Consider the following 9,183-nt stretch of genomic DNA (forward strand, 5'->3'; position numbering starts at 1 on the left):
TGTTGTTTTTTGAGTGGGATTTAATCGAAGTGCCTTGATTTTAAACAAATTTAAGGCAAGTTGTAATTACTACACCGGAGGTCATTAACATGATCCAAATGCAAACTCAGCTGGAAGTTGCTGATAACAGCGGCGCTCGCAAAGTGCAGTGTATAAAAGTCCTTGGTGGTTCACACCGTCGCTATGCGGCAGTTGGCGATATCATTAAAGTTTCTGTGAAAGAAGCTATTCCTCGCGGTAAAGTGAAGAAAGGTGATGTTAAAAACGCGGTAGTTGTGCGTACCAAAAAAGGCGTTCGTCGTCCGGACGGTTCTCTGATCCGTTTCGATAGCAATGCGGCTGTTATCTTAAATGATAACTTGCAGCCAATTGGTACTCGTATCTTCGGCCCTGTGACTCGTGAACTTCGTAATGATAAGTTCATGAAAATTGTTTCACTAGCCCCAGAAGTACTGTAAGGAGTCTATCATGGCAGCAAAAATCCGTCGTGATGACGAAGTAATCGTACTAGCAGGTAAAGACAAAGGTAAGCGCGGCAAAGTGCTTTCAGTTGTTACCGAGTCTGGTCGAGTATTTGTCGAAGGCATTAACTTAATCAAGAAACACCAAAAGCCGGTTCCACAATTGAACCAAGCTGGCGGCATTGTTGAGAAAGAAGCGTCTATCGACGTATCAAACGTTGCGATCTACAACTCGGAAACGAGTAAAGCAGATCGTGTAGGTTTCAAGATTGAAGATGGTAAGAAATTACGTATCTTTAAATCTACTGGTAAAACTATCTAATAGTTGGAGTAGAATGATGGCGAAACTGCATGAAGTATATAAAGACAAAGTAGTTGCTGAGCTTCAAGAGAAGTTTGGTTTCAGCTCTGTCATGCAAGTCCCTCAGATCGAAAAGATCACATTAAATATGGGCGTGGGCGAAGCCCTAGCTGACAAGAAGATTTTAGATAACGCTGTTGCGGATCTAGAAGCTATCGCTGGTCAGAAACCTTTAATCACTAAAGCACGCAAATCTGTTGCTGGCTTCAAAGTGCGTGAAGGCTACCCAATAGGCTGTAAAGTAACCTTACGCGGCGAGCGTATGTGGGACTTTTTTGAGCGTTTGGTATCAATCGCTATCCCACGTATCCGTGACTTCCGTGGTGTGAGTGCTAAGTCTTTTGATGGACGTGGTAACTACAGCATGGGCGTACGTGAACAAATCATCTTCCCAGAAATTGATTACGATAAAGTAGACCGTGTACGCGGTATGGATATCACAATCACAACTTCTGCGAAATCTGATGAGGAAGGCCGTGCGTTGTTAGAAGCGTTTAACTTCCCATTCAAGAAATAAGGGTAGGGTTATGGCAAAGAATTCTATGAAAGCGCGCGAAGCAAAGCGCACTAAACTAGTTGCTCAGTACGCTGAAAAGCGTGCAGCACTAAAAGCTATCATCAGCGATGTTAACGCATCTGAAGATGATCGTTGGGACGCGGTACTTAAGCTTCAAGCTTTACCACGTGATTCTAGCCCTGCACGTCAACGTAATCGTTGTAACATTACGGGCCGCCCACATGGTTTCCTTCGCAAATTCGGCATGAGCCGTATTAAAGTTCGCGAAGCAGCTATGCGCGGTGAAATTCCTGGCCTTAAAAAGGCTAGCTGGTAATAGTATCACGGGAGTAAGACTATGAGCTTGCAAGATCCTATCGCGGATTTGTTTACACGTATCCGTAACGGTCAATCAGCGAAGAAAGTATCTGTAACGATGCCAACTTCAAAGCTGAAAGTAGCAGTAGCTAAAGTATTAAAAGACGAAGGTTACATCGCAGATTTCGCTGTAAACAGCGAAGCGAAACCTGAGCTTTCTATCGAGTTGAAATACTTCGAAGGCAAAGCTGTAATTGAAAATATCCAGCGTGTTAGCCGCCCTGGTCTACGTATCTATAAGAAACGTGACGAATTACCGAAGGTAATGGGTGGTCTTGGTATCGCTATCGTATCAACTTCTAAAGGCCTAATGACAGACCGCGCAGCACGTAGTGCTGGTGTTGGTGGTGAAATCATTGGCTTTGTAGCTTAATCGGAGGGGAACTATGTCTCGCATAGCAAAGGCACCAATCAATGTTCCTGCCGGTGTAGAAGTTACATTAAAAGGCCAGGACATCACAGTTAAAGGCAAAAACGGTGAACTTACTCGCACTATCAACAACGCTGTTGAAGTACAAGTTAACGACAACGTTATTACAACTTTACCTCGTGAAGGCGTAGCTAATGCATGGGCTCAAGCAGGTACTGCTCGCGCTCTAATCAACAACATGGTTGTTGGTACGCATGAAGGTTACGAGAAGAAACTTCAGTTAGTAGGTGTTGGTTACCGTGCTGCAGCTAAGGGTAAAGTTTTAGACTTAACACTTGGTTTCTCGCACCCAGTTAATTTCGAAGTTCCTGAGGGAATTACGATTGAAACTCCAAGCCAAACAGAAGTTCTAGTTAAGGGCGTAGATAAGCAGTTAGTTGGTCAAACAGCTGCTAACATTCGTGCATACCGTAAACCTGAGCCTTATAAAGGTAAAGGTGTTCGTTATTCAGATGAGAATGTACGCCGTAAAGAGGCTAAGAAGAAGTAAGGTAAGACGATGGATAAAAAAACAGCTCGTCTACGTCGTGCTAAACGCACTCGTAGAAATTATATTGAACAAGGCACAACGCGTCTTGTTATCCACCGCACGCCACGTCACATTTACGCTCAAGTAGTTAATGCTGAGGGTACTGTACTGGCTGCTGCTTCTACTGTTGAGAAAGCTATTAGCGAAACAGTTAAAGGCACAGGCAACGTTTCAGCTGCACAAGCAGTTGGTAAAGCGGTTGCAGAACGTGCGGCTGACAAAGGCATCGAAAAGATTGCTTTTGATCGCAGTGGCTTTAAATATCACGGCCGTGTGAAGGCGCTAGCTGATGCTGCGCGTGAAGCCGGTTTGCAATTCTAGGAGTAGACAATGGCTAACGTAGAAGCAAAGCAACAACAGCCTGATTTAGCTGAAAAGCTAATCGCGGTAAACCGTGTGTCTAAAGTAGTTAAAGGTGGTCGTATCTTTAGCTTCACAGCACTAACTGTAGTTGGTGATGGCGCAGGTAAAGTAGGTTTTGGTTATGGTAAAGCTCGTGAAGTTCCAGCTGCTATTCAAAAAGCAATGGAAAAAGCACGTCGCAACATGATCAATGTAGACCTAAATGGCAACACATTACAGCATCCTGTTAAAGGACGTCATGCTGGCTCACAAGTGTTCATGAAACCAGCATCTGAAGGTACTGGTATCATCGCAGGTGGTGCTATGCGTGCAGTACTAGAAGTTACTGGTGTGCAGAACGTACTTTCTAAATGTTACGGTTCTACCAACCCGATCAACGTAGTACGTGCAACGATTCAAGCTCTAGAGAACATGAATTCTCCTGAGTCAATCGCTGCTAAACGTGGTCTGCGCGTAGACGAAATTCTGGGGTAACCATGGCAAATAAAACTGTAAAAGTAACACAAGTAAAGAGCTCTATCGGTCGTTTACCGAAACATAAAGCTACATTACGCGGTCTTGGTTTACGTCGTATCAACCACACTGTTGAGTTAGAAGACACAGCATGTGTACGTGGTATGATCAACCGAGTTTCTTACATGGTTAAGGTAGAGGGTTAATTTCATGCATTTGAATACACTTTCACCTGCTGCAGGTTCTAAAACTGCTCCAAAACGTGTTGGTCGTGGTATCGGTTCTGGTCTTGGTAAGACTGGTGGCCGTGGTCACAAAGGTCAAAAATCACGTTCTGGCGGTAAAGTACGCGTTGGTTTTGAAGGCGGTCAAATGCCTATGCAACGTCGTCTACCTAAATTTGGTTTCACTTCACGCAAATCGTTAGTATCTGCAGAAGTAAACCTTTTTGAAATCGCTAAAGTTGAAGGCGATGTGGTAGACCTAAACGCGTTACAAGCAGCTGGTCTAGTTAAAAAGAACGTTCTGTTCGTTAAAGTTGTTAAATCTGGCGAAGTTTCACGCGCTGTTACCGTTAAAGGCCTTAAGGCTTCTAAAGGTGCTCGCGAAGCTATTGAAGCTGCCGGAGGCAAGGTAGAAGACTAAGGAAGTACTAATGGCTAAACCAGGTCAAGATACACAAAGTGCACAAAGTGGACTTTCGGAATTGAAGCGTCGATTACTATTTGTTTTAGGTGCTATCATTATTTACCGTCTAGGTTCATTTGTGCCAATCCCTGGGATTGACGCCGCTGTACTTGCCGATTTCTTCGAGCAACAAAAGGGCACCATTGTTGAGATGTTCAACATGTTTAGCGGTGGTGCGCTTGAGCGAGCTTCAGTGTTAGCACTGGGTATTATGCCGTATATCTCGGCTTCGATTATTACGCAACTATTAACGCATATGTATCCTCCGTTTATAGAGCTTAAGAAAGAAGGTGAGCAAGGGCGTAAAAAAATTAGCCAGTACACACGCTATGGCACGCTTGTGCTTGCTACTATCCAATCAATCGGTATTGCAACTAGCTTACCGGGCATGATGGAAGGGTTAGTTGTTAACCCGGGTCTCGGTTTCTATTTCACCGCAGTGGTGAGTTTAGTAACTGGTACTATGTTCCTAATGTGGTTGGGCGAACAAATAACAGAACGCGGTATCGGTAACGGTATCTCAGTTCTTATATTTGTTGGTATTGTAGCTAACCTGCCGTCTGCTATTGGTTCGACAGCCGAAATGGCGCGCCAAGGTGATTTGAATGTTTTTGTACTGTTGATGGTTGCGGTTATAGTATTCGCTGTTACTTATCTTGTAGTGTTTTTCGAACGTGGACAACGTCGTATCGTTGTTAACTACGCTAAACGCCAACAAGGTCGTCAAGTATTTGCTGCTCAAAGCACGCATTTACCACTAAAAGTAAACATGGCGGGTGTTATTCCACCAATCTTCGCTAGCAGTATAATTCTGTTCCCTGGTACAATTGCAAGCTGGTTCGGCCAGGGTGAAGGTCCGGTCGCTGATGTGCTACAAGCTATTGCAACAACGTTGACTCCAGGTCAGCCTTTGTATGCGATGGTGCTAGCAGCAGCTATCATCTTCTTCTGCTTTTTCTACACAGCGTTGGTTTTTAACCCGCGTGAGACAGCAGACAACCTGAAGAAATCTGGCGCATTTATCCCAGGTATTCGTCCAGGTGAGCAGACATCTAAATACATTGATAAAGTGATGACACGCCTGACATTGGCAGGTGCTTTGTATATAACCTTTATCTGTCTGGTGCCCGAATTCATGACTATGGCATGGCAAACGCCATTCTATTTCGGCGGTACATCAATTTTGATTATCGTTGTAGTAATCATGGACTTTATGGCACAAGTACAGACTCACCTGATGTCACATCAGTATGATTCTGTGCTGAAAAAAGCGAACCTTAAAGGCTACGGCCGATAAGGTCAGTTTACGGAGTTGAGCAATGAAAGTACGTGCTTCCGTTAAGAAAATATGCCGTAACTGTAAAGTTATTAAACGTGCTGGTGTAGTACGCGTAATTTGCAGTGAGCCTAAGCATAAGCAAAGGCAAGGCTAAGTAAACAGTCGTGCAGGCTGAGATTTCTCGGCCTGTGTTTTTAGTTGTGATTTGGTCTTCGTTTGAGTATCCTTACGGGCTTTTCAAACTTTTGATTACCAAATTCAAATATAGGAGATGTGTTAGTGGCCCGTATCGCTGGCATTAACGTCCCTGATCATAAACATGCAGTTATTGGTTTAACAGCTATTTATGGCATAGGTAAGACTCGCTCTAAGGCTATCTTAGAAGCGACTGGTATCGCCGAGACCACAAAAATCGGTGAACTTTCAGACGAAACTCTTGACGTACTGCGTGATGCAGTTGGCAAGTACACTGTAGAAGGTGACCTTCGTCGTGAAGTTACTCTAAATATCAAGCGCCTTATGGACCTTGGTTGTTTCCGTGGCCTACGTCACCGTCGCTCTTTACCACTACGTGGTCAAAGAACAAAGACTAACGCGCGTACCCGTAAGGGTCCTCGTAAGCCTATTAAGCGATAAGGGGATAGTATTATGGCTAAGACACCAATTCGTCGTAAAAAGGTTAAAAAGCAAGTTGCTGATGGTATGGCTCATGTTCATGCGTCTTTCAACAACACTATTGTAACAATTACCGACCGTCAAGGTAATGCACTATCATGGGCTACTGCCGGTGGTTCAGGTTTCCGTGGTTCACGTAAATCTACACCATTTGCTGCTCAGGTTGCTGCAGAGCGTGCAGGTACTGCTGCTCAAGAATACGGTTTAAAAAATCTAGAAGTTTTCATTAAAGGTCCAGGTCCAGGTCGTGAATCTGCTGTACGTGCTTTGAATGCTGCTGGTTACCGTATCACCAACATTACTGACGTGACGCCAATACCACACAATGGTTGTCGTCCACCGAAGAAACGTCGCGTTTAACAATAGGTTAGGAGAAATAACATGGCAAGATATTTGGGCCCTAAGCTCAAGCTGAGTCGTCGTGAAGGTACTGACCTGTTCCTTAAGAGCGGCGTAAGAGCTATCGACTCTAAGTGTAAACTTGAGACTGCACCTGGTCAGCACGGCGCTCGTAAAGGTCGCTTATCTGATTACGGTTTACAATTACGTGAAAAGCAAAAAGTACGTCGTATCTACGGTGTATTAGAAAAGCAATTCCGTAATTACTACAAAGAAGCTGCTCGCCTTAAAGGTAATACAGGTGAAAACTTGTTACAGCTTTTAGAGCAACGTTTAGACAATGTTGTATATCGCATGGGTTTTGCTAGCACACGCGCTGAAGCACGTCAGTTAGTAAGTCACAAAGCGATTTTAGTCAATGGTCGTGTTGTGAACATTCCTTCATACGTAATTGCTCCAGAAGATACTGTAGTAATCCGTGAGAAGTCTAAAACACAAGCACGTATCATCGCTGCTCTAGAGTTGGCTGAGCAACGTGAAAAGCCGACTTGGGTTGAAGTTGACGGTAAGAAATTGGAAGGTAGCTTTAAGCGCCTACCTGAGCGTTCAGATCTGTCTGCGGACATTAATGAACAACTAATCGTCGAACTTTACTCTAAGTAAAGTTAAGAGTTAAGAGAGGATAAAATGCAGGGTTCTGTTACAGAATTTCTAAAACCAAGGTTAGTCGATATCGACGCTATCAACCCAACGCGTTCTAAAGTAGTTTTAGAACCACTAGAGCGTGGCTTTGGCCATACTCTGGGTAATGCCTTACGCCGTATACTGTTATCATCTATGCCTGGATGTGCAGTAACTGAAGTTGAAATCGACGGTGTATTGCATGAGTACAGCGCGAAAGAAGGCGTACAAGAAGACATCATTGAAATACTACTAAACCTAAAAGGTCTAGCAGTAACGTTAGAAGGCAAAGATGAAGTTTTTCTGACCCTGACTAAATCTGGTGTAGGCCCTGTGACTGCGGCTGATATTCAGCACGATGGCGATGTAACAATTGCTAATCCAGATCACGTTATTTGTCATTTAACGACAGATAGCAGCGAGATCAGCATGCGTATTCGTGTTGAGCGTGGTCGTGGTTATGTGCCGGCATCTAGTCGTTTATCCTCTGATGACGATGAGCGTCCAATTGGTCGATTGCTGCTTGATGCATCATTCAGCCCAGTTGAACGTATTGCGTACTCGGTTGAATCAGCCCGTGTTGAGCAACGTACAGACTTAGACAAGTTAATCATTGATATGGAAACAAACGGCACCTTAGATCCTGAAGAAGCGATCCGCCGTGCGTCTACTATCTTAGCTGAGCAATTAGATGCATTCGTAGATTTACGTGATGTAACTGAGCCAGAAGAGAAAGAAGAGAAGCCAGAATTCGATCCTATTCTACTTCGTCCAGTTGATGATCTTGAACTAACAGTACGTTCAGCAAACTGTTTGAAAGCCGAGCAAATTCAATATATCGGTGATTTAGTTCAGCGCACTGAAGTTGAGCTTCTTAAAACGCCTAACCTAGGCAAGAAGTCTCTAACTGAAATAAAAGACGTGCTAGCTTCACGTGGTCTTTCTCTAGGCATGCGCCTAGAAAATTGGCCGCCTGCAAGCCTAGCTGAATAATCTAAATCACTATATTAGTTTAGTTAGAAGGATAGGGTCATGCGCCATCGTAAGAGTGGTCGTCAATTAAACCGTAACAGTAGCCATCGTAAAGCGATGTTCAGCAATATGGCAGGTTCTTTGGTGAAACATGAAATCATCAAAACTACTTTGCCTAAAGCGAAAGAGTTACGCCGTGTAATTGAACCTTTAATCACACTGGCTAAGACTGACAGTGTAGCAAATCGCCGTTTAGCGTTTGCTCGCACGCGTGATAATGAAGTAGTTGGTAAATTGTTCAGCGAAATCGGTCCTCGTAATACAGACCGTCCAGGTGGTTACACTCGTATTCTTAAGTGTGGCTTCCGTGCTGGTGATAATGCACCAATGGCTTATATTGAACTAGTAGGTCGCCCAGCGACTAACGAAGAAGTTCAAGAAGACGCGCAGTCTGCAGAGTAAGTCTTTAAAGAGACACCAAAAAGCCGAGCTTAATGCTCGGCTTTTTAATGCCTAAAATTTGACATCCCTCCAAATAGTTACTTGATAATTACCTATTACCTATTACCTATTACCTATTACCTATTACCTATTACCTATTACCTATTACCTATTACCTATTACCTATTACCTTCATTCTGTTAAACCGACTTAGTTAAACCAATGTAGTTATAAAGCCTGCATTCTCAAAAAGCTTAATTAAGCGGTAACCCTATAAGTCGAGCGTATAAGGTTTGTAAAACATATCCCAGACTGTAGATGTACAGTTTAATTTGGATAGTGGTAAAGCAAATTAGCCAATCAAACAGAGATATTTAATTTTAACTCGCTAATTTAGTGAGCTTAAGGCTACTTTTAGTTGGGTTTTTGAGCGTTTAGCTCAAATACTCAGCGAGCAGTTATTTATTTCAAGTTTTCTTTAAAAAAGGGTTGATCTGTTTTCGGATCTCCCTATAATGCGACCCCACTGAGACGGCAGAGCGCAACGCATAGCGAGGCAGGAGCTACTCAGTGAGTCGAGTAAAACTTAGTTTTAAAAACTTTCAAGTTTAACAAAATTAAGTGTTGACAAAAAAATA

At 43.5% G+C, this 9,183-nt stretch carries 17 protein-coding genes; all 17 read left to right on the plus strand.

Annotated elements, in window-relative coordinates; genetic code table 11:
- Positions 1-89 precede the first annotated feature (89 nt).
- The 17 genes from rplN (at position 90) to rplQ (ending at position 8,566) form a co-directional block, all read left to right on the plus strand.
- A complete protein-coding gene (gene rplN, locus AN395_RS13940; RefSeq protein WP_004589211.1) occupies positions 90-458 on the plus strand; it encodes a 50S ribosomal protein L14 in 369 nt (122 codons plus the stop codon).
- 10 nt (positions 459-468) lie between these two features.
- Complete coding sequence (rplX, locus tag AN395_RS13945; protein ID WP_004589210.1) at positions 469-783, plus strand: 50S ribosomal protein L24; 315 nt, start codon at positions 469-471, stop codon at positions 781-783.
- Between the two features lie 16 nt (positions 784-799).
- The gene (rplE, locus tag AN395_RS13950; protein ID WP_004589209.1) at positions 800-1,339 is read left to right on the plus strand and encodes a 50S ribosomal protein L5; all 540 of its coding nucleotides are present in this window, start codon (positions 800-802) and stop codon (positions 1,337-1,339) included.
- A 10-nt stretch (positions 1,340-1,349) separates the two neighbouring features.
- Complete coding sequence (gene rpsN, locus AN395_RS13955; RefSeq protein ID WP_004589208.1) at positions 1,350-1,655, plus strand: 30S ribosomal protein S14; 306 nt, start codon at positions 1,350-1,352, stop codon at positions 1,653-1,655.
- A 21-nt stretch (positions 1,656-1,676) separates the two neighbouring features.
- The gene (gene rpsH, locus AN395_RS13960) at positions 1,677-2,069 is read left to right on the plus strand and encodes a 30S ribosomal protein S8 (RefSeq protein WP_004589207.1); all 393 of its coding nucleotides are present in this window, start codon (positions 1,677-1,679) and stop codon (positions 2,067-2,069) included.
- A 13-nt stretch (positions 2,070-2,082) separates the two neighbouring features.
- Positions 2,083-2,616: a 50S ribosomal protein L6 gene (rplF, locus tag AN395_RS13965; protein ID WP_004589206.1), complete on the plus strand. Its 534-nt coding sequence runs from the start codon at positions 2,083-2,085 to the stop codon at positions 2,614-2,616.
- Between the two features lie 9 nt (positions 2,617-2,625).
- Complete coding sequence (rplR, locus tag AN395_RS13970) at positions 2,626-2,976, plus strand: 50S ribosomal protein L18 (protein WP_004589205.1); 351 nt, start codon at positions 2,626-2,628, stop codon at positions 2,974-2,976.
- A 9-nt stretch (positions 2,977-2,985) separates the two neighbouring features.
- Positions 2,986-3,492 carry a 30S ribosomal protein S5 gene (rpsE, locus tag AN395_RS13975; RefSeq protein WP_004589204.1) on the plus strand — a complete coding sequence of 169 codons (507 nt, stop codon included), beginning with the start codon at positions 2,986-2,988 and terminating at the stop codon, positions 3,490-3,492.
- 2 nt (positions 3,493-3,494) lie between these two features.
- Positions 3,495-3,677 (plus strand): 50S ribosomal protein L30, encoded by a 183-nt coding sequence (gene rpmD / locus AN395_RS13980; RefSeq protein ID WP_004589203.1) that lies wholly within the window; start codon positions 3,495-3,497, stop codon positions 3,675-3,677.
- Between the two features lie 4 nt (positions 3,678-3,681).
- The gene (gene rplO / locus AN395_RS13985) at positions 3,682-4,116 is read left to right on the plus strand and encodes a 50S ribosomal protein L15 (RefSeq protein WP_004589202.1); all 435 of its coding nucleotides are present in this window, start codon (positions 3,682-3,684) and stop codon (positions 4,114-4,116) included.
- Between the two features lie 10 nt (positions 4,117-4,126).
- Positions 4,127-5,455 carry a preprotein translocase subunit SecY gene (secY, locus tag AN395_RS13990; RefSeq protein WP_004589201.1) on the plus strand — a complete coding sequence of 443 codons (1,329 nt, stop codon included), beginning with the start codon at positions 4,127-4,129 and terminating at the stop codon, positions 5,453-5,455.
- Positions 5,456-5,477: 22 nt separating this feature from the next.
- Positions 5,478-5,591 carry a 50S ribosomal protein L36 gene (gene rpmJ / locus AN395_RS19410; protein WP_002959476.1) on the plus strand — a complete coding sequence of 38 codons (114 nt, stop codon included), beginning with the start codon at positions 5,478-5,480 and terminating at the stop codon, positions 5,589-5,591.
- Between the two features lie 125 nt (positions 5,592-5,716).
- Positions 5,717-6,073, plus strand: a complete 357-nt coding sequence (gene rpsM, locus AN395_RS13995) for a 30S ribosomal protein S13 (protein WP_004589200.1) — start codon at positions 5,717-5,719, stop codon at positions 6,071-6,073.
- A gap of 12 nt (positions 6,074-6,085) precedes the next feature.
- Entirely contained in the window at positions 6,086-6,472 is a 387-nt protein-coding gene (gene rpsK / locus AN395_RS14000) for a 30S ribosomal protein S11 (RefSeq protein WP_002959471.1), read from the plus strand.
- Positions 6,473-6,493: 21 nt separating this feature from the next.
- Complete coding sequence (rpsD, locus tag AN395_RS14005) at positions 6,494-7,114, plus strand: 30S ribosomal protein S4 (protein ID WP_004589199.1); 621 nt, start codon at positions 6,494-6,496, stop codon at positions 7,112-7,114.
- A 24-nt stretch (positions 7,115-7,138) separates the two neighbouring features.
- A complete protein-coding gene (locus tag AN395_RS14010) occupies positions 7,139-8,125 on the plus strand; it encodes a DNA-directed RNA polymerase subunit alpha (RefSeq protein ID WP_004589198.1) in 987 nt (328 codons plus the stop codon).
- A 39-nt stretch (positions 8,126-8,164) separates the two neighbouring features.
- On the plus strand, positions 8,165-8,566 hold the full coding sequence (gene rplQ / locus AN395_RS14015) for a 50S ribosomal protein L17 (RefSeq protein ID WP_004589197.1): 402 nt from the start codon (positions 8,165-8,167) through the stop codon (positions 8,564-8,566).
- Positions 8,567-9,183: the final 617 nt, after the last annotated feature.

The sequence above is a fragment of the Pseudoalteromonas sp. P1-30 genome (assembly GCF_001400005.1).
Taxonomy (GTDB): domain Bacteria; phylum Pseudomonadota; class Gammaproteobacteria; order Enterobacterales; family Alteromonadaceae; genus Pseudoalteromonas; species Pseudoalteromonas atlantica.

What these genes read in the sequence shown, in the direction of transcription:
- rplN (WP_004589211.1), top strand. Translation starts at nt 90, where the DNA reads ATGATCCAAATGCAAACTCAGCTGGAAGTTGCTGATAACAGCGGCGCT.
- rplX (WP_004589210.1), top strand. Translation starts at nt 469, where the DNA reads ATGGCAGCAAAAATCCGTCGTGATGACGAAGTAATCGTACTAGCAGGT.
- rplE (WP_004589209.1), top strand. Translation starts at nt 800, where the DNA reads ATGGCGAAACTGCATGAAGTATATAAAGACAAAGTAGTTGCTGAGCTT.
- rpsN (WP_004589208.1), top strand. Translation starts at nt 1,350, where the DNA reads ATGGCAAAGAATTCTATGAAAGCGCGCGAAGCAAAGCGCACTAAACTA.
- rpsH (WP_004589207.1), top strand. Translation starts at nt 1,677, where the DNA reads ATGAGCTTGCAAGATCCTATCGCGGATTTGTTTACACGTATCCGTAAC.
- rplF (WP_004589206.1), top strand. Translation starts at nt 2,083, where the DNA reads ATGTCTCGCATAGCAAAGGCACCAATCAATGTTCCTGCCGGTGTAGAA.
- rplR (WP_004589205.1), top strand. Translation starts at nt 2,626, where the DNA reads ATGGATAAAAAAACAGCTCGTCTACGTCGTGCTAAACGCACTCGTAGA.
- rpsE (WP_004589204.1), top strand. Translation starts at nt 2,986, where the DNA reads ATGGCTAACGTAGAAGCAAAGCAACAACAGCCTGATTTAGCTGAAAAG.
- rpmD (WP_004589203.1), top strand. Translation starts at nt 3,495, where the DNA reads ATGGCAAATAAAACTGTAAAAGTAACACAAGTAAAGAGCTCTATCGGT.
- rplO (WP_004589202.1), top strand. Translation starts at nt 3,682, where the DNA reads ATGCATTTGAATACACTTTCACCTGCTGCAGGTTCTAAAACTGCTCCA.
- secY (WP_004589201.1), top strand. Translation starts at nt 4,127, where the DNA reads ATGGCTAAACCAGGTCAAGATACACAAAGTGCACAAAGTGGACTTTCG.
- rpmJ (WP_002959476.1), top strand. Translation starts at nt 5,478, where the DNA reads ATGAAAGTACGTGCTTCCGTTAAGAAAATATGCCGTAACTGTAAAGTT.
- rpsK (WP_002959471.1), top strand. Translation starts at nt 6,086, where the DNA reads ATGGCTAAGACACCAATTCGTCGTAAAAAGGTTAAAAAGCAAGTTGCT.
- rpsD (WP_004589199.1), top strand. Translation starts at nt 6,494, where the DNA reads ATGGCAAGATATTTGGGCCCTAAGCTCAAGCTGAGTCGTCGTGAAGGT.
- AN395_RS14010 (WP_004589198.1), top strand. Translation starts at nt 7,139, where the DNA reads ATGCAGGGTTCTGTTACAGAATTTCTAAAACCAAGGTTAGTCGATATC.
- rplQ (WP_004589197.1), top strand. Translation starts at nt 8,165, where the DNA reads ATGCGCCATCGTAAGAGTGGTCGTCAATTAAACCGTAACAGTAGCCAT.